The organism is Cellulomonas oligotrophica, from assembly GCF_013409875.1.
GTDB lineage: Bacteria > Actinomycetota > Actinomycetes > Actinomycetales > Cellulomonadaceae > Cellulomonas > Cellulomonas oligotrophica.
In genome coordinates this window covers 1732556-1751161 of the sequence record NZ_JACCBK010000001.1, presented here as the reverse complement: position 1 = coordinate 1751161, position 18606 = coordinate 1732556, and the positions used below count along the sequence as shown (strand labels likewise).

Here is an 18606-nt window from a genome sequence, read left to right as displayed (position 1 = left end):
CTGACGCTAGCACGTGGTGGGGTCCGTGGGAACCGGTTTCTGATGGTGTACTGTCCCCAGCGGAGCGGGACGGGCGCCGGCACGACGACGTGCGGCCTGAAGGCCCGCCGGACCACGCAGGAGGCACGCAGGTTGTCCCACCAACGGCCCCAGCACCCCGGAACCGCGGCGCTCGACGCCGCGCTCGCGGCCCCTGCCGGCACCACCCCCGACGCCGGCACCACGACCGCCCTGCGCCCCGCGCCCGTCGACCGCCCGGCGCCCGCCGAGCGGCCCGAGCGCACCCGCCCGCGACGGACCACGGCCACGATCGCCGAGGTCGCCGACGCGGCGGGCGTCTCGCGCGCCACCGTCTCGCGCGTCATGAACGGGCGCGACACCGTCGACGCCGACCTGGCCGCCCGCGTCCGCGAGGCCGCCGACCGCCTGGCGTACCGGCCCAGCAACGTGGCCCGCAGCCTGTCGCTCGGCCGCACCGAGACCGTCGCCGTGGTCGTCCCCGACCTGGCCAACCCGATGTTCCAGCAGGTGCTGCGCGGCGTCGCCGCCGCCGCGGGCGACGCCGGGTACCGCGTGCTCGTGGCCGACACCGCCGAGCACGTCGACGACGAGCAGACCGTCGTGCTCGACGCCCGCCTGCGCTGCGACGCGATCGTGCTGGTCAGCCCCCGCATGCCCGAGCGCGCCCTGCGTGCCCTGCTGCCCCAGCTGCGCCCCGCCGTGCTCGTCAACCGCGCCCCCGACGGTGCGACCCCGACGCTCGAGATCGACTACGCCGACGGCGTCGCGCAGATCGTCGACCACCTCGTGGGCCTCGGGCACCGGCACCTGCTGTACCTGGCGGGCCCGCCCGAGAGCGCCTCGCACCGGCGCCGGCTCGAGGCGCTGCGCGTCGCGGCCGCGCACCGCGAGGGCGTGCGGCTGTCGGAGATGCCGGCGGGCGCCAGCGTCGACGCGGGGTACGCCGCCGCGGCCGACGTGCTCGCGTCCCGCGCCACGGCCGTCGTCGCCTACAACGACCTCGTCGCGTTCGGCCTGCTCGCCCGCCTCAACGAGCTCGGCGTCGCCGTGCCCGGCGACGTGTCGATCGTCGGGTTCGACGACATCGAGCTCGCCCGGTTCGCGACCCCGTCCCTGACGACCGCCGCCGTGCCGCAGGTGGACCTCGGCCGGCTCGCCTGGGCGCACCTGCAGCCCGGCCTCACCGGAGGTGACCCGATGCCCGACCCCGCCCCCATCGCGCCCACGCTCGCCGTCCGCGCCAGCTCCGGGCCCGTGCCCCCGTCGGTGCGCCTCGCGCGGCGCGACACGGCCGGCGCGGCGCCCGCGGACGTCGTCCCGCTGGTCGACGTGCGGTGGGTCCTCGACGCGGCCGACGGCGACGACGTGCCGGCGGCCGAGCTCGTGGGGCGCGTCGCCGACGACGCGACCGCGCCGGGTGTGCCGCTCGTCCGCTACGCCACCGGCGCCGACCTGCCGCCCGTGCACTCCCCGCGCCCGTACCTGCACCCCGTGCACACGGCCGCGGGCACGTCCGTCACCGACCTGAGCCCCGTCGACCACCGCCACCACTACGGCATGTCGTTCGCCGTGCCCGTGGTCAACGGCACCTCCTACTGGGGCGGGCGCACGTTCCTGCGCGACGAGGGCCCGACGCTGCTGCCCAACCACGGCCGCCAGGTCCCGCGCTCGCGCCGGGCCGACGCCGGCACGCTCGCCGAGGAGATCGCCTGGCTCGACGAGCGCGGCGCGGACCTCCTGCGCGAGGAGCGCACGCTCGGCGCCGCCGCCTGGACCGACGCCGCGGCGTGGGTGCTGCGCTGGAGCTCGACGCTGCACGCCGAGCACGGCGACCTGCGCGTCGAGAGCCCCGCCACCAACGGCCGCCCGCAGGCCGGGTACGGGGGCCTGTTCTGGCGGCTGGCCGCCGCGGACACCACCGCCGTCCTCGGCGACGGGCTCGCCGGGGAGGCCGCCGTGCACGGCAGCACCTCGCCGTGGCTGGCGTTCGTGCAGCGCCGCGGCCTCGCGTCGACCACCCTGGTGCTCGTGCAGCCGCCCGCGCAGGTGCGTCCCTGGTTCGTGCGCGTCGCCGAGTACCCCGGCGCCGGGCCGGCGCTCGCGTGGGACGCGCCCGCCCTGGTCCCCGCCGGCGGCACCCTGGCGGCCGGGCTCGCCGCGGTGCTGGTCGACCGGGCCCTCGACGCCGACGAGGCCGCCGCGCTCGCGGTCCGCGCCTGGGAGGCGTGAGGGCGGTGGGAGCGCCGGGCACCGTGCGCACCACCGCCGACCGGCACAGGCCGGCCACCGTCGCGGTGGTCGGCGTGCACGGCCACGGCGCCTCGCACCTGCGGACGGTGCGCGCGCTGACCGCCACGGGGCACGCGCGCCTCGCGGCGGTCGTCGACCCCCGGCCGGTCGAGGGCACCGCGCTGACCCGTCCCGACGGCCCCGTGGGTCCGGGCACCGCCACGGTCGAGCCGCTGGTCCCGCCGGGCACCGCCTGGTTCCCGGACCTCGACGCGCTGCTCGGCGCCGCGCGCCCCGACGTCGTCGTGCTCGCCACGCCCATCCACACGCACCTCGCCCTCGCGTCCGCCGCCCTGCGCGCCGGGTGCGACGTGCTGCTGGAGAAGCCGACCGTGGCGACCCTCGACGAGCACGAGCAGCTCGTCGACGTCGTGCGCGCCACCGGCCGGCGCTGCCAGGTCGGCTTCCAGACGTTCGGCTCGGGCGCCGTCACCGAGCTCGCGCACCTCGTCGCGTCCGGCGAGCTGGGCGAGGTCACCACCGTCGGGGCGGTCGGCACCTGGGTGCGCACGCGCGCCTACTACGCGCGGGCGGCCTGGGCGGGACGGCGCACGATGGGCGACGTCCCCGTCGTCGACGGCGTCGTCACCAACCCGCTCGCGCACGCGGTCGCCACCGCGCTGGCCGTGGCGGGCGCGACCCTGGCCGAGCACGTCGCCGACGTGGAGGTGGACCTGCACCACGCCCACGACATCGAGGCCGACGACACGTCCTCGGTCGTCGTGACCACGACGAACGGCCGTCGGGTGGCCGCCGGGCTGACCCTGTGCGCGCCGGAGCGCTCGCCCGCCCGCGTCCTGGTGCGCGGGACCGCCGGCGAGGCCGTGCTGCGCTACGAGCACGACGAGCTCGACGTGCGCAGCCCGCGCGGCTCGCGCAGCGTGCGCACGTCCCGGCGCGACCTGCTCGCCGACCTGCTCGACGCCCGCCACGACCCGCACGCGCGGCTGCGCTGCGACGTCGCGTCCACCGGCGCGTTCATGCGGGTCCTCGAGGCCGTGCGCACCGCACCCGACCCCACGCCCGTCCGGCCCGAGCAGGTCCGCTGGGTGGGGGAGGGCGCCGACGCGCACCCCGTCGTCGCCGACGTCGAGGCCTGGTGCGCGCGCGTCGCGGACGAGGGCGCCACGTTCCGCACCCTGGGGGCGCCGTGGGTGGCCCCCCTCCCGACGGCCGCGGCCGAGCCCGACCGGGCCGCCGTCGGCTGACCCGGGCGCGGCCGTGTCTCCCGCGGCCGCGACCCCCGACGGGGTGCCCGCACGCCGGCGGGCACCCCGTCGGTGCGTCAGCGGACGTAGATGCTCTGCTGCGGCGGGGCCACGAACGGGTCGCCGAGCGCGAACGACGGGTGCGGCGGCTGGTTGTACGCCGTGTTCTGCCACGCGACCGCGACCCGGTACATCGGGTCGTGCAGGAGCGTGGGCACCCGGTACGTGGTCGCCGTCGGCGTCGCGTAGATCCGCAGCGCCGCCTCGTCGGTCCGCGCCCAGACGACCTCCTCGCGCCAGTCGCCGAGGATGTCGCCGGACAGCACCGGCGTGGCCTTCGTGCTGTTGTTCGACCGCACCGAGGCGCCGGTCAGCAGGCGGGTGTCGCCCGACGGCCCGTACTTGTCGACGCGCGTCTGGTCGAGCAGCTCACGCACCGGGTCGCCGTCCCACCAGACGAGGAAGTTCGTCGACGACGGCTTGCGGCCGACCGCGGCACCCGTGGCGCCGTTGCGCAGGTCGGCGTCCGCCGACGACCACGCCTCCGCCCCGGCGCTGCCCGCCCAGATGTCACCGGCGACGCCGCGGCCGTTGTCCGCGCCCGAGGCCGTCTTCCACAGGATCTGGCCCGTGCGGGCGTCGGCCATCCACATGTTCGGCTGGTTCGTCGACTCCGTGGGCTTGAAGTACTCCAGGCCCGGGCGCGACGGGACGAGGTCGCCCGCGTGGCCCGCGTCGCCGTGCCCCGTGCCGTTGGACCACAGGCCGCGGCCCTGGTCGTCGATCGCGGCCGAGCCGTAGAGGATCTCGTCCTTGCCGTCCGCGTCGACGTCCGCGATCGACAGCGAGTGGTTGCCCTGGCCCGCGTACGCGCTGTTGCCCGAGCTGTTCGAGTCGAACGTCCACCGCCGCGTCAGCGCCCCGTCGCGGTAGTCCCATGCCACGACCACGGCCCGCGTGTAGTACCCGCGCGCCATGACGATCGACGGCCGCTGCCCGTCGAGGTACGCCGTGCCCGCGAGGAACCGGTCGACCCGGTTGCCGTACGAGTCGCCCCAGCTGCTGACCGTGCCGCGCGGCGGCACGTAGTCCGTCGTCGCACCGATCGCGCCGGTGTCGCCCTTGAACACGGTGAAGTACTCCGGCCCGGACAGCACGTACCCCGCGGAGTTGCGGTGCACGGCCGTCGCGCTGCCGATGACCTGGCCCGTGCCGGACCGCGTCCCGTCAGCCGTCTTCACCGCGACCTCGGCCTTGCCGTCGCCGTCGTAGTCGTAGACCTGGAACTGCGTGTAGTGCGCCCCGGCCCGGATGTTCGGGCCCAGGTCGATCCGCCACAGCCGTGTGCCGTCGATCCGGTACGCGTCGAGGTACACGTTGCCCGTCACGCCGGACTGGCTGTTGTCCTTCGCGTTGGTCGGGTCCCACTTGACCACGTAGTCGAGGTCGCCGTCGCCGTCGAGGTCACCCACGGAGCCGTCGTTGATGACGTGGTCCGCCGACGGCCGCGAGACAGGCACGTCGAGGTACCCGGCCGTGAAGTTCAGCGACGCGGCCGACGCGGCCTGCTCGGCGCCGTTCACCACCGCGCGGACCGTGTACCGCGCGGACGCCGCCGCACCCGCGTCGAGGTAGTTCGTCGAGCCCGTGACCGGCGACGACGTCACGCGCGTGCCGTCGCGGTACACGTGGAACCCGGTGGTCCGCGCCTCGTAGCCCAGCAGGCGCCACTGCACGAGGTTGCCGCTGCCCGAGCGGACCGAGATCAGCCCGCGGTCCAGGTCCTCGAGCTGCTTGGCGCCCGTGGTCGGGGTCGTCGGGACCGCAGTCGGGGCCGTGGGGGTGGGAGTCGGCGCCACCGTGGGGGTCGCGCTCGCGGTGGGCGTCGGCGACGCGGTCGGGGTCGCGGTGCGCGTCGGCGTGGGCGACGGGGTCGCCGACGGGGTGGTGGTGGGCGTCGTCGCGCCCGTGCAGGTCGTGCCGTTGACGGCGAACGACGTCGGCGTCGGGTTGCTGCCGGTGTAGGTGCCGTTGAACCCGACGGAGAACGACCCGCCGGCCGCCACGGACCCGTTCCAGCCCGCGTTGCGGACCGTCACTGCCGTCCCGGACTGCGTCGCGGTGCCGTTCCACGCCTGCGTGACCTGCTGGCCGGTCGCGTACGTCCAGGTCAGCGTCCAGCCGTTCAGCGCGTCGCCGAGGTTGTCGACCCTGACCTCGGCGCCGAACCCGCCCGGCCACGTGCTGCCGACGGTGTACGTGGCGCGGCACGCGACGGCCGCCGACGCCGGTGGCGCCAGCGCCACGCCCACGGTCGCCACGGCGAGCGTCGCCAGCAGCGCGCTCGTCGTCCGCTTGGCTCTCATCATCGATCCCCTTCTCCCGGGTGCCCGCGCACCGGTGCGCGATGGGCGGGCCGCGCGGTGCGAGGGGCACCGCGCCCGGGGCGAACCTAGGCGGCGCACAGGCGGCACGTGACCGGTATGAAACGATTCTCACGATCGCCGTCCGCCCGACGGGTGCCCCGGGGCATCGTCGTGCGGCACCGGCCCGTGCGATGCTCGTCGGGACGATGTCACCGCGCGCGCAGGGGGAGCCGTGCCGATCCGCATCCGTCCGTCGACCGTGGCCACCGGCGCCGTGCGCGCGAGCGGGGCGCCGCCGGGGCGCTCGCGGCCCGCCCGCCGTCTCCTGGCGCTCGCGCTGACCGCGGCCCTGGTGACGCCCCTCGGCGCCGCGCCGTCGGCGGCCGAGCCCGCCCCGCTGGTCTGCGCCGGCGTCCCCGCGCCGGGCGGCGTGCTGGACGAGCAGGTCGTCAGCGACCGGCGGGTGCGCGGCGGGATCGTGGTGCCCGAGGGCGGGAGCTGCCGGCTGCACCGCGTCACGGTCGAGGGCGACGTCCGCGTCGACCCCCAGGGCTGGCTCATGGTGGAGCGCAGCGCGGTGCTCGGCTCCGTGCACGTGCGGGGCAGCATGGCAGTCAGCAGGGCGACGTTCCACGGCGACGTGCACGTCGACGCTCCCGACCTCCCACGCGTCTGGGCGGCGTACCTCGAAGGAGGCAGCGCCACGTTCCTGGGGCGCGTCCACGGACGTGGTGCGGTGGACCTGTACGGCGTCCACGTGGTGGGCAGCTTCAACGTCACGGCTGTCGCGCTCGACATGAGGCTCGAGGACTCACGGTTCGACGGCTGGGTCAACGTGCCGGCGGCGCCGGGCATCGGCGTCGGCATCCGCTGGTCGGACCTGCGCAGCGGACTGACGATCAAGCGCGGCACCGGTCACGACGTCTGCGGGACGGACGTGGCGGGCGACCTCGTGCTGCGCGACGTCCGCGGGTACGTCGCAGTCGGTGCGTTCCCCGCGGGGCACGGGTCGTGCCCCGCGTGGGGATCCGTCGGTCCCCCGCCCGGCCACCCGCGCGCGGGGGAGGACCCGCCGGAGCAGATGCGGACGACCGTCGGCGGCACCCTGCGCGTCGTCGGCGACGGGACCGACCTGCACCTGCACCACGTGCACGTCGCCGGCGACCTGCTGTGCCCGGACCGCGGTGTGACGGCGGGACTCGTCACGGCGGGCGGCACCCGCACCGGGGGATGCCGGTGACGCGGGCGCCGGGCAGGCAGGGCGTGCGCGGCGGCACCGGTGGCGTGCGCGGGGTGCTCCGGGCGGTCCTCCTCGTCGTCGCCCTGGTCCTCGCGCCGGCCGGTGCGGCGGTGGCCGCGCCCGCACCGGGCGGGCGGTTCGTGTGCGAGGACGGCACGCGGGTCGCCCGGCAGCAGATCTACGCGGACGTGCTCGTGCCGGCGGGTGCGACGTGCCGTCTGACGAAGGTCGCGGTCCACGGCGACCTGCTCGTCGACCCCGGCGGGTCGGCCGAGGTGCGGCAGAGCTCGGTGCTCGGCGACGTCCTGACCTCGGGATACGCGTTCTTCGCCTGGTCGACGGTCGAGGGCGACGTGTGGCTCGACGGCTGGGCGCAGACGGACCCCGTCCACGCCGCCCTGGACGCGCACGTGTCGACGGTCCGCGGCGACGTGCGTGGCCGCGGCTCGCTGACCTTCCTCGAGGCGGAGGTCGACGGCGCGGTCAACGTGACGACCACGTCCCGCACGCTCGTGACGGGCAGCCGCATCGGCGGCTGGGTGAACCTGCCCGTGCTCCGCAACGCCACGGTGGACGTCTCGTGGTCCGACCTGGGCCGGGGGCTGACGTTCTCCGAGCGCGGGACCAGCAGCGTGTGCGGCACGACCGTCGCGGAGGACCTCGTCGTGCGCTCCGTCGGCGGGCGCCTGCACGTGGGCACGGCGCCGCACGCGGAGAACTCCTGCTTCGGGTACTTCGAGCCGCCCCCGGGCCACCCGCTCGAGGGCCTCGACCCGCCCGAGGGGCACGTCGTCACGGTCGGCGGCGACCTGCGCGTCGTCGACGCCGGTCGGCTGGTCGCCGTGGACCAGGTCGTGGTGGGCGGCGACCTGCGGTGCGAGGACGACGTGCGCGTCGGCGTCGTGGACGTGGCAGGCGTCAGGACGGGGACGTGCGCCTGACGGCGCCGCTCACACCGGCCAGGCGGCGTCCGGGGGCGGGCGGCGCTCGTCGCGGGTGAGCCAGAGGCGGTCCACGCGCAGGCCCGCGCGCCGGGCGAGCACCGAGAGCACGTGCTCGCCCGGCGGCACGTCGAGGTCCGTGAGCAGCGCCCACACCCACACCTGCGCGGTGCCGAAGGTGAACAGGTCGCCGCCGGACAGCTGCTCCGACGCCGGCTGCGGGGTGCCGTCGAGCGCGAGCCAGCACGCGTCGTCGCGGTCGTGGTCGTACTTCACCAGCGCCCACACCGCGAACCGGCCGCCGTCGGTGCGCACCCGCACGTGCACGCCGGGCGCCTCGTGCGGGTCGACCCACTCCCGTCCGGGGGCGTCCACGTGCAGGGCCAGGCCCGTGCCGCCGTCGGTCTCGGACTGCGTCTGCACCCAGCCGGTGCGCGGGGCGTCCAGGCTCGGGGTCGTCCACGCGTCCGCGGTGCCGCGCAGCGCCCGCGCGACGTCGACGGCCAGGGCGCCGTCGTGCTCGACGACCGGGCCGCGGGGCAGCGCGGCGAGCCGGTCGTGGCCGCCGTCGGCCCCGGGGGCGTACCGGGCGGGGCCGAGCGCGTCCTGCTCCACGGTCTCGTTGGGCGTGAACGTCGTGGGGCCCGTCCACATCTCCCGGCCGACGTAGACGACGGGGTGCGGCGGCACGTCCGCCGGGTCGGTGCGCAGCACGTCGCGCGCGAACGCGTCGAGGCGGGCGAGCTCCGCCTCGGCGGTCGCCAGCGGGTCGGGGTCGGGTGGCACGGGTGCGGGTCGGTCGGTCCGGGCGCTGGTCGGCGGGCCGAGCGCGGTGCGCCGGCGTGCGGGGACGGGCGGGTCGGTGTGCACGACCACCCGGTGCAGGCCCACCCCCGGGTCGACGGCCAGCACCCGCAGCACGTGGGGGCCGGCCCCGAGCCACGGCAGCGTCGTGCGCAGCCGCTCGACGTGCTCGACGACCGCGGTCTCCCACGTGCCGCGGTGCTCGTCGGTCGTCGGGGACTCCAGGACGACGGGCGGGTGGTCGTCGACCTGCACCGCCACCCGGACGCGTCCGGTGGAGTCCAGCGAGGGCATGCGGTGCAGCTCGACCTCGTGCGCGCCGGGTGTCACGAGATGGACGTGGAAGACGAGCGCGGCCGGGTCGGCCAGGTCGTCCGCGGGGGCGTCGGCGGGGGCCGTGGTCGTCGCGCCGTGCGGGCCGCCCGTGCGGCGCACCTCGGCGAGCGCCCCGCCGCCGCGTCCCAGTCCCGGCACGTCCTGCCACCGGGTCGTGGTGCCGTCGTGGCGCTCGTCGGCCTCGGCCGCGGGCAGGCTGAGGGCGCCGTCGGCCTCGAGCCACCCGTCCCAGCCGGGCGGCGGTGCGGGCACGTCGAGGACCTCGACGACCACGTCGACGTGCCGCCCGTCGTGCCGGGTCCGCACGGTCAGCGTCGCCCGCTCGCCCACGTGCGCGGCAGCGTCGTCGACGTGCACCGCGACCCGCCGCTCGACGTCCAGCGGGCCACCCGTCCAGCCCGGACGCACCCACGGCGCGTCGGAGGTGATCTCGACGTCGAGCGTGCCGGAGCCGGCGTTGCCCACGTCGAGCCACCGCTGCCTCCCGGCGTGCGGGGCGAACGTCAGCCGGGGCGCGTCGACGGGACCGGGGTCGCCCCACACCACGACGACGAGCTCCGGGGCGCCGACGCGCAGCGCCGGCCGCGCCGCGGGGAACAGCGCCATCGGCGGAGGAGGGAAGCGCTCGGGGGTGACCAGGTCCCGCCACCGGCCGCCCACCATGACCCGGTCGTAGAAGTGCAGCAGCGTGCGCTTGTGCGCGTCGAACGCCCGCGACAGCGCCAGGTGGTGGTCGGCGGCGCGCCACCGGCCCTGGTCGTGCGCCAGCAGCGACCGGTCCGCGTGCGCGAACTGCGCCGCGAACAGCGCGGACGCCCAGACCTTGAACGCGACGAGCTGCACGAACGCGTCCTGCTCGTCGGCCGGCAGCGCCGCGTGCACCTGCGCCACCTGCGCGGACAGCCGGTGCAGCGCGGCCACGCGCCGGGCCGCCTCGTCGCCCCACGCCGTCTGGTCGAACGCGCGCGAGGACAGGTGCTCGACCTTGCGCACGTCGGTGACCTGCGCCCACTCCTCCAGCAGGGCGGCGACCCGCTCCCCGTACCCGCCGCTGACGTCCCGGTCCACCCACGCGGCGGTCCAGGTGCGGGGGTCCGTGGTGGGCCGGTCCTCGCCGGCGGCCTCGTGCCCGACGTCCCACGCGTACCGCAGGAAGTGCTCGACGTCCTGCTCCAGGGGCTTGAGCGCCCCGACGTTGTCGACCCAGACCTCACGGATGCCCGCGTCCCAGGAGCGGCGCAGCTCGCGCCGCACGTGCGCGAGCGGCATCGACGAGACGAACAGGTAGCTGCGCGGCGGCGGCGACCAGTACGAGGAGTGGAAGTACAGGCCGTGCCCGCCGGGACGTGCGCGCTCCGCGGGGGTCGGGAAGCGGCGCACGTGGCCGAACGAGTCGTCGGACCACAGCAGCGTCACGTCGTCGGGGATCGCCAGCCCGTCGTCGTAGAGCGGCAGGACCTCCTTGTACGGCACGAAGACCTGCGGGGCGTCGGCGGCGCGCGCCGGCCCGAGCACCTCGGCGAGCACGTCGCGCTGCGCGCCCACGACGTCCTGGAGCAGCCGCAGGCGGGCGCGGTGCTTCTCCGGCTCCGACAGGCGCGTGTCGGCGTCGACGTGCGCGGTCTCGAACCCCGAGTCGTGGATGCCCCGCATGCCGAGGGTCCACGTCACCTCGTAGCCCGCGTTCTGCCGCACGCTGCCGCGCCAGTACTCGCGGAGCATCTCGCGGTTGCGGCCCGGCACCGACCAGTCGTAGGCGAGCTCTCCGCCGTGCGCGGCGGCCCACGGCTCCCACTCGTGCTGGTTGGAGCGCAGCAGCATGTCGCAGTGGCTGGTGCCCACGACGACGCCGCGCTCGTGCGCCAGCCGGCCGTTCTCCGGGTCGGCGTTGAACGCGTTGACGTGCATCGCGGGCCACAGGTAGTTGCCGCCCAGCCGCAGCAGCAGCTCGTAGACGCGGGCGTAGGTGGCCGGGCCGATCGTGCCGTCGTCGGTGTGCCGGCGCGCCCACGCCTCGAGCTGCTCCTCGTCGTTGAGGAAGATCCCGCGGTACCGCACCGACGGGTGGTCGGCCACGTGCAGGTCGGGCGGCACGGTCACGTGCGGGCGCCGGCGCACGGGGACGTCGGCCCACCAGTGCCACGGCGAGACGCCCATGGCCTCGCACAGCGCGTACACGCCGTAGACGGTGCCGCGGCGGTCGGCGCCGACGACCCACAGCCGCCCGTCGGCGACCTGCAGCGTGTACGCCTCCCAGCGGGCCGCGCCGTCCGGGGTGCGCAGCGGGGCCAGGTCGAGCAGGTCGGCGGCGCCGTCGACGAGCGCGCTGGTGCCGAGCGTCCCGACGACGACCTGCGCCCCGGCGACGCCCGCGGTGCGGGTGGTCGCGACGCCCGCGACGCGGGCGACGTCGGCGAGCAGGTCGTCCACGGCCAGGTGCACGGCCGGGGTCTCGGCCGCGTCGACGGCCACGTGGGTGCGGCGGCCGGGGGCGGCGACGCGCACGCCGTCGGTGGTGGGCAGCAGGCGGGGCAGACGGGGCACGCGGGGACTCCTTCGTCCGGGGCGTCGCGCGGGTCGGGACGGGCGGGCCCGGGGGAGTGCCGGGCCCGCCCGGGCGGTCAGGGCAGGCGCACGTGCTGCGGGCCCAGCGACGCGACGTCGTTGACGCCCAGCAGCGCCATGGTGCGGCGCACCTCGCGCTGGAGGATCTGCACGGTACGGTCCACGCCCCGTTCGCCGCCGGCCATGAGGCCGTACAGGTACGCGCGGCCGACGAGGGTGGCCCGTGCGCCCAGGGCGAGGGCGGCGACGACGTCGGACCCGTGCGTGATGCCGGTGTCGACCCACACCTCGGTGCGGTCGCCGACGGCCTCCACGACGTCGGGCAGCAGCCGCAGCGGCACGGGGGCCTTGTCGAGCTGGCGCCCGCCGTGGTTCGACAGGACGACCGCGTCGGCCCCGGCATCGGTGACGCGCCGGGCGTCCTCCACCGTCTGCACGCCCTTGATGATGAGCGGACCGTCCCACGACGCGCGCAGCCACTCCAGGTCGGCGATCGTCATGGTGGGGTCGAACAGCTTGTCCAGCAGGTCGGCGACGGTGCCGCCCCACGAGCTGAGCGACGCGAACTGCAGCGGCTCGGTGGTGAGCAGGTTCATCCACCACGCGGGGTGCATGCCGGCGTCGACGACGGTCTTCAGCGTGAGCGCCGGGGGGATCGAGAACCCGTTGCGGGCGTCGCGCAGGCGTGCTCCCGCGACGGGCACGTCGACGGTCAGCATGAGGGCCTCGTACCCGGCCTCCTTGGCCCGGGCCATGAGGTCCTCGCCCGCGGCGCGGTCCTTCCAGACGTAGAGCTGGAACCACTTGCGCGCGTCCGGCGCGGCGGCGGCGACGTCCTCGATCGAGGTCGTGCCCATGGTCGACAGCGCGTAGGGGATGCCGTGGCGCTCGGCCACCCGCACGACGGCGCGCTCGCCCTCGTGGTGCATCATCCGCGTGAACCCGGTGGGGGCGAACCCGAACGGCAGCGCCGACGGGCGGCCCAGGTACTGCGTCGTGGTGTCGACGTGCGAGACGTCGTGCAGCACCGACGGGCGCAGCTCGAGGTCGCGGAACAGGCGGCGCGCGCGGCGCAGCGTGACCTCGCCCTCGGCGGCGCCGTCGGTGTAGTCGAAGACCGACCGGGGTGTGCGGCGCTTGGCCACGCGTCGCAGGTCGGCGACGGTCAGGGCGTCCTCGAGGCGCCGGGCGGTCGGGTCGAGCCGGAGCGGCTTGGGCTGCAGCAACGGCTGCAGCTCGGACCACTTGGGCAGCTGGCGTCGGGTCACGTCACGGTCCCCTCGGTGCGCGTCGTCGGGCGGAGGTTGCCCCTGGGGGCCACAGGATTGTAACGTTTCACGGCGAAGCGTTGACACCCCGTCCACGGCCCACCTAGCGTGCGGAATGCGCTTTCACCCCCGAGCAAGGAGGCTCATCGCAATGAAGCGACCCGTCCTGAAGGCAGCGACCGTCGTCGCCGTCGCCGCACTCGGCCTCGCGGCCTGCAGCGGCGGCGAGGCCGACACCAGCGGCGCCGGCGTCGACGACGACACCCCCGTCACCATCGACTTCACCTGGTGGGGCAACGACGACCGCGCGGAGCGGTACAACGAGGCCCTCGAGCTGTTCTCCGAGCAGTACCCGAACATCACGGTCAACGGCACGTTCGCCGCGTTCCCCGACTACTGGACGCAGCGCTCCACCGAGGCCGCCGGGCGCAACCTGCCCGACGTCATGCAGTTCGACCTGTCGTACCTGCGCGAGTTCAACCAGAGCGGCCAGCTGCTCGACCTGCAGGAGCTCCTCGACGACGGCACCATCGACACCTCGGGCTTCGACCCGACGCTCCTCGAGGCGGGCGTGCTCGACGGCAAGACCATCGGCATCCCGACGTCGACCAACACGCTCGGCATGTTCTACAACCCCGAGCTGCTCGAGCAGACCGGCACCGAGTTCCCCGACGCCGAGACGTACACCTTCGACGAGTACAACGACTTCATCGCCGACGTCGCGGCCGCGGGCGAGCAGACCGCCGACGGCTACGGCATCTACGGCGCGGGCGACTACACCGGCACGTTCTGGTTCTTCATCCAGTGGCTGCTCCAGAACGGCGTCACGCCCTTCGAGGAGGACGGCACCCTCGGCTTCGAGGAGGCCGACGTCGTGGAGTTCCTCAACCTCACCGCCGACCTGCGCGAGGCCGGGGCGACCTACCCCGTCGAGCGCGGCGTCGCCCTCAAGCCGCTGGGCGGGTTCACGGCCAACGAGTCCGCGTCCGAGATGAGCTGGGACAACTTCCTCGCCGGCTACGTCGCCGACTCGGGCACCGAGACCATCGAGATCACCCAGATCCCGTCGGTCGAGCCCGGCGAGAAGGCGCTCTTCCTCAAGCCGTCGATGCTCTACTCCATCGGCGCGAACACCGAGGCCGCCGCGGCGTCCGCCACGCTGGTGAACTTCCTGCTCACCGACCCCGAGGTCGGCCGCATCTTCGGCACCTCCAAGGGCGTCCCGGCCGACGCGGACCAGCGTGCCGCCGTCGAGACCGAGGAGGGCTCGGTCGACGCGAAGGTCATCGCGTACGAGGAGGCCGTCGCTGAGCAGGTCACCGAGACGACGCCGATCCCCGTCAAGGGCTTCGGCACCATCGAGGCCAAGTGGCTCGAGCTCGGCGAGAACCTGGGCTACGGCACCATCACCCCGGAGCAGTTCGCCGAGGAGTGGTTCGCCGAGGCCGACCTCGCGATCATGTGACACCCGGTGCGGCCCGGGCGACGCTGCCCGGGCCGCACCCCCGGACGATCGGACACCACCGTGACCCTCACCGCCGAGGCACGCACGACCGGGACACCCGCGTCCCAGGCCGGCATGCGCCGTCGCAGAGCCGCCGAGACCCGCGCCGGCTACGCCTTCCTGAGCCCCTGGCTCGTCGGGTTCTTCCTGCTCACCGCCGGCCCGATGCTCGCCTCGCTCTACCTGGCGTTCACCAACTACAACCTGTTCAACGCCCCGGAGTGGGTCGGGCTGGACAACTTCGTCCGCCTCTTCCAGGACCCGAACTACATCCAGGCGTGGAAGGTCACGGGCACGTACGTGCTGCTCGGCACCCCGCTGAAGCTGATCTCCGCGCTCGCGGTGGCCATGCTGCTCAACAACAGCCGCCGCGGCCAGGGCTTCTACCGGTCCGCGTTCTACGCCCCGTCGCTCATCGGTGCCAGCGTCTCGATCGCCATCGTCTGGAAGGCGATGTTCATCGACAACGGCATCGTCGACCAGGTCGGCCAGGTGCTCGGCCTGCCGGCCGGCGGCTGGGTGGGCGACCCCTCGCGCACCATGCCGATGCTCGTCCTGCTGACCGTGTGGCAGTTCGGCGCACCGATGGTCATCTTCCTCGCGGGTCTCAAGCAGGTCCCCACCGAGCTCTACGAGGCGGCGTCGGTCGACGGCGCCGGCCCGGTGCGCAAGTTCGTCAAGATCACGCTGCCGATGCTCTCGCCGGTGCTGTTCTTCAACCTGCTGCTCGAGACCATCCACGCGTTCCAGATCTTCGCGTCGGCGTTCATCATCTCGTCCGGCACGGGCGGGCCCGCGCGCTCGACGCTCTTCTACACGCTGTACCTGTACTTCCGCGGCTTCCGGGACTTCCAGATGGGCTACGCCTCGGCGATGGCCTGGATCCTCGTGCTCGTCGTCGGTGCCATCAGCTTCGTCCTGTTCCGCACCCAGAACCGGTGGGTGCACTACTCCGGGGAGGGCAAGTGAGCCCCACGATGACGCCGGCGGACGCGCCGACCGTGACCGACCGTCCGCACGTCCCCAGCGAGGCCGACTCGCTCGCGCTGCGGCGCAGGCACGTGGCCGCGAGCCGCGTGCGGTCGGTGGTGTTCCACACCGTCTCGCTCGCCGTCGTCGCGGTGATCCTCTACCCGGCGGTCTGGATGGGTGTCTCGACGCTCAAGCCCAGCGCCGAGATCATCGGCTCGGTCTCGCTCATCCCGACGAACCCGTCGTTCGACAACTTCGTCACGGCGTTCGAGGGCATCGCGGGCGTCTCGTTCTGGACGTTCTTCCTCAACTCGCTGCTGCTGGCGGTCGGGTCGGTCGTGGGCATCACGATCTCGTGCTCGGTGAGCGCCTACGCGTTCGCCCGCATCGAGTTCCCCGGGCGCAACGTCTTCTTCGCGCTGATGATCGGCACGCTGCTGCTGCCGTTCCACGTCGTGATCATCCCGCAGTACATCGTGTTCAACCAGCTCGGCCTGGTCGGCACGTACGTCCCGCTGCTCATCGGCAAGTTCCTCGCCTCCGAGGCGTTCTTCGTCTTCCTCATGGTCCAGTTCATGCGCAACCTGCCGCGCGAGCTCGACGAGGCGGCGCGCATCGACGGCGCCGGGCACGTGCGGATCTTCGGGTCGATCATGCTGCCGCTCATGAAGCCCGCGCTCGTGACGAGCTCGATCTTCGCGTTCATCTGGTCGTGGAACGACTTCTTCGGGCCGCTGATCTACCTGTCGTCGCCGAGCACGTTCCCGCTGCCGCTGGCGCTGCGCCTGTTCGTCGACCAGACCACCACGTCGGACTACGGCGCCCAGATGGCCATGGCCGTCCTGGCGCTGCTGCCCGTCCTGCTGTTCTTCCTGGTGTTCCAGCGCTACCTCGTCGAGGGCGTCGCGACCCAGGGCCTCAAGGGCTGACGCCCTCCGCACGGACGGCCGGCCCGGGTGCGTGGTGGCACCCCGGCCGGCCGTCGTGCGTCCCGCCGTCGTCGACCGTGTGAGGCTGTGACCATGAGCGATCCCGAGGACCGCGAGCCCGACGCCCCGCGCGCCCCCACGCCGCCCGAGCTGCGGCCCGCGTTCGGCGGCGGACGCTTCGGGCTGTTCAGCGAGGTGCTGATGGTGGGTCTCGGCGTCTCCGTGCTCGCGCTGCCCGTGGTGACGACCCTGCCCGCGCTGGCCGCCGGCGCGGCGCACGTGCGCCGCCACCTGAACGGCGAGACAGACCGCGTCGTGGACCTCTGGCACGACTTCGTCGCGACGCTGCGCGGGGTGTGGCCCTACGCCCTCGGCTCGGTGCTGCTGCTGGTGCTGCTGTGGTTCAACCTCGTGCTGGCGAGCACCGGCGACCTGCCCGGCGGCACCGGCGTGCGCGTGGTGTCCACGCTCGTCGCCGTCCTGCTCGTCGTGGTGCTGCTGCGCGCGTCCGGCGGCTGGACCCGGGGCGCGGTGTGGCGCGACGTCATGCGCGACGCCGGACGCCGCACGGGCGACGACCTGGTCGGCAGCGGGCTGCTGCTCGTGGCCGTCGGCCTGTGCGGCGTCATCGTGTGGATGCTCGCGCCCCTGGCCGTGCTCGTGCCGGGGCTGCTCGCCCTGGCGGTGGTGGCGGTCGAGCACCGGGCCCGGGCCCGTCAGGTGCCGCCGGCCCCCTGAACGGGCATCAGGCGGGCATCTGACGGGCCCCGTCAGCGGCCGGTCACAGCGGCCACGGCCCCAGCCGTCCCCACGCGACGAGCGCGGCGAGCAGCAGGAGCACGAGGCTCGGCGCCGCGCCCGACGTCTCCCCGCGGCGCAGGTGCAGCACGACGGCGCCGGCCATCGTGACGGCGAGTCCGACGGCGGCCACGGGCGTGAGCACGGTGGCGATCCCGGTCAGGCCCGGCAGCACCAGGCCCAGGGCGCCGAGCACCTCGACCGCGCCGAGCGCGCGCAGGGCGGGCGTGGACCACGAGGCGCTCCACGGCAGGGCGGTGGCGAGCGCGTCCTTGGGCCGGGTGAGCTTCATGCCGCCGGCGGCGAGGAAGGCGAGGGCGAGCAGGGCCTGGACGACCCAGAGGGCGACGTGCACGGGGGACTCCTTCGGGAGGCGCGGGGCGGGCCGGGCGGGCTCAGAGGGTGACGACGACCTTGCCCCGGGTGTGGCCCTGCTGGACGTACGCGTGCGCCTCGGCGACCGCGTCGAGGCCGAACGTGCGCTCGACGCGGGGCGTGTACGCGCCCTGCTCGCCGAGCGCCGCGGCGGCCACGAGCTGCGCGGAGTCGTTCTGGGCGCCGACCAGCTGCGCGCCGAGGGACGGCGCGCTGTAGTCGGCGACGGTCGCGACGCGCGACGCGTCACCGACGATCGCGACGAGGTCGGCCAGCGAGCCCGAGCCGGCGGTGTCGAACACCGCGTCGACGCCCTGCGGCGCGACCTGCGCGACGCGGTCGGCCAGGCCCTCGCCGTAGGTGGTCGGCACGGCGCCGAGCTCGCGCAGGAAGTCGTGGTTGCGCTCGCTCGCGGTGCCGACGACCGTGGCGCCACGGGCGACGGCGATCTCGACCGCCGCGCTGCCCACGCCGCCGGCGGCGCCCTCGACCAGCAGCGTGCGGCCGGCCAGGTCCCCGAGCGCGTCGAGGGCTGCGGTCGCGGTCGCGGTGGCGAGGCCGGCGGCGGCGGCCTGCTCGAGGGTCCAGGTGGACGGGACGGGGGCGAACGCCGACAGCACCGCGAGCTCCGCGGTGGCGCCGCCGAGGCCGCCCAGGCCCCAGACGCGGTCGCCGACCTGCACGCCGGTGACGCCCTCGCCGACCTCGTCGACGACGCCGGCCGCGTCCCGCCCGGGGATCGCGGGGAACGTCACGGGCATGGCGTCCTTGAGGTACCCGGCACGGACCTTCCAGTCGATCGGGTTGACGCTGGCCGCGGCGACGCGGACGCGCACCTCGCCGGCGCCGGCGCGGGGCTCGGGGGCGTCCTCGACGACGAGGACCTCGGGGCCGCCGAACTCGTGGAAGCGCGCTGCACGCATGGGTCTCCTCCTGGGGCCGGCCGCGTCGTGCGGCCTCGATGACTTGATGTGGAAAGTGATCCTGCGC

Annotated in this window: 13 protein-coding genes; 8 read left to right on the top strand and 5 right to left on the bottom strand. The window is 75.0% G+C overall.

Annotated features, from left to right (window positions below):
• The first annotated feature begins 132 nt into the window (after positions 1-132).
• Together BKA21_RS07710 and BKA21_RS07705 are read left to right on the top strand one after the other, a co-directional pair.
• Positions 133-2250 (top strand): DUF6807 family protein, encoded by a 2118-nt coding sequence (locus BKA21_RS07710; protein ID WP_275406351.1) that lies wholly within the window; start codon positions 133-135, stop codon positions 2248-2250.
• 23 nt (positions 2251-2273) lie between these two features.
• Positions 2274-3518: a Gfo/Idh/MocA family protein gene (locus BKA21_RS07705; protein WP_140458384.1), complete on the top strand. Its 1245-nt coding sequence runs from the start codon at positions 2274-2276 to the stop codon at positions 3516-3518.
• Between the two features lie 77 nt (positions 3519-3595).
• Here the strand turns inward: BKA21_RS07705 and BKA21_RS07700 are convergent, their stop codons facing one another.
• Entirely contained in the window at positions 3596-5884 is a 2289-nt protein-coding gene (locus BKA21_RS07700; protein ID WP_140458383.1) for a rhamnogalacturonan lyase family protein, read from the bottom strand.
• A gap of 232 nt (positions 5885-6116) precedes the next feature.
• On the opposite strand from BKA21_RS07700, the gene BKA21_RS07695 reads away from it, so the two are divergent.
• Positions 6117-7124, top strand: a complete 1008-nt coding sequence (locus BKA21_RS07695; protein WP_140457686.1) for a hypothetical protein — start codon at positions 6117-6119, stop codon at positions 7122-7124.
• Between the two features lie 23 nt (positions 7125-7147).
• Positions 7148-8065 carry a hypothetical protein gene (locus BKA21_RS07690; RefSeq protein WP_179625336.1) on the top strand — a complete coding sequence of 306 codons (918 nt, stop codon included), beginning with the start codon at positions 7148-7150 and terminating at the stop codon, positions 8063-8065.
• A 9-nt stretch (positions 8066-8074) separates the two neighbouring features.
• On the opposite strand, the gene BKA21_RS07685 is transcribed toward BKA21_RS07690, so the two are convergent.
• Entirely contained in the window at positions 8075-11749 is a 3675-nt protein-coding gene (locus tag BKA21_RS07685; RefSeq protein WP_140457684.1) for a glycosyl hydrolase 115 family protein, read from the bottom strand.
• Positions 11750-11826: 77 nt separating this feature from the next.
• Positions 11827-13038: an alpha-hydroxy acid oxidase gene (locus BKA21_RS07680; RefSeq protein WP_140457683.1), complete on the bottom strand. Its 1212-nt coding sequence runs from the start codon at positions 13036-13038 to the stop codon at positions 11827-11829.
• A gap of 151 nt (positions 13039-13189) precedes the next feature.
• Here BKA21_RS07680 and BKA21_RS07675 point away from each other — a divergent pair, with 151 nt between their 5' ends.
• The 4 genes from BKA21_RS07675 to BKA21_RS07660 all read left to right on the top strand — a co-directional run bounded on the left by BKA21_RS07675 (position 13190) and on the right by BKA21_RS07660 (position 17181).
• Positions 13190-14503, top strand: coding sequence for an ABC transporter substrate-binding protein (locus BKA21_RS07675; RefSeq protein WP_140457682.1), 1314 nt, complete (start codon positions 13190-13192; stop codon positions 14501-14503).
• 114 nt (positions 14504-14617) lie between these two features.
• Positions 14618-15511 (top strand): carbohydrate ABC transporter permease, encoded by an 894-nt coding sequence (locus BKA21_RS07670; RefSeq protein WP_140458382.1) that lies wholly within the window; start codon positions 14618-14620, stop codon positions 15509-15511.
• The gene (locus BKA21_RS07665) at positions 15508-16443 is read left to right on the top strand and encodes a carbohydrate ABC transporter permease (RefSeq protein ID WP_239072698.1); all 936 of its coding nucleotides are present in this window, start codon (positions 15508-15510) and stop codon (positions 16441-16443) included. Before BKA21_RS07670 ends, BKA21_RS07665 begins: the two co-directional genes overlap by 4 nt.
• A 93-nt stretch (positions 16444-16536) precedes the next feature.
• Positions 16537-17181: a YesL family protein gene (locus tag BKA21_RS07660; protein ID WP_239072699.1), complete on the top strand. Its 645-nt coding sequence runs from the start codon at positions 16537-16539 to the stop codon at positions 17179-17181.
• Positions 17182-17224: 43 nt separating this feature from the next.
• Here BKA21_RS07660 and BKA21_RS07655 read toward each other — a convergent pair whose 3' ends face one another.
• Both BKA21_RS07655 and BKA21_RS07650 read right to left on the bottom strand, forming a co-directional pair.
• The gene (locus tag BKA21_RS07655; protein WP_140457681.1) at positions 17225-17596 is read right to left on the bottom strand and encodes a DoxX family protein; all 372 of its coding nucleotides are present in this window, start codon (positions 17594-17596) and stop codon (positions 17225-17227) included.
• A gap of 40 nt (positions 17597-17636) precedes the next feature.
• On the bottom strand, positions 17637-18539 hold the full coding sequence (locus tag BKA21_RS07650) for an NADP-dependent oxidoreductase (protein WP_140457680.1): 903 nt from the start codon (positions 18537-18539) through the stop codon (positions 17637-17639).
• Positions 18540-18606: the final 67 nt, after the last annotated feature.

Bases quoted from the DNA above. Each gene is read 5' to 3' on its own strand.
- BKA21_RS07650 (WP_140457680.1), bottom strand. From the start codon at position 18,539: ATGCGTGCAGCGCGCTTCCACGAGTTCGGCGGCCCCGAGGTCCTCGTC.
- BKA21_RS07670 (WP_140458382.1), top strand. From the start codon at position 14,618: ATGCGCCGTCGCAGAGCCGCCGAGACCCGCGCCGGCTACGCCTTCCTG.
- BKA21_RS07700 (WP_140458383.1), bottom strand. From the start codon at position 5,884: ATGAGAGCCAAGCGGACGACGAGCGCGCTGCTGGCGACGCTCGCCGTG.
- BKA21_RS07660 (WP_239072699.1), top strand. From the start codon at position 16,537: ATGAGCGATCCCGAGGACCGCGAGCCCGACGCCCCGCGCGCCCCCACG.
- BKA21_RS07675 (WP_140457682.1), top strand. From the start codon at position 13,190: ATGAAGCGACCCGTCCTGAAGGCAGCGACCGTCGTCGCCGTCGCCGCA.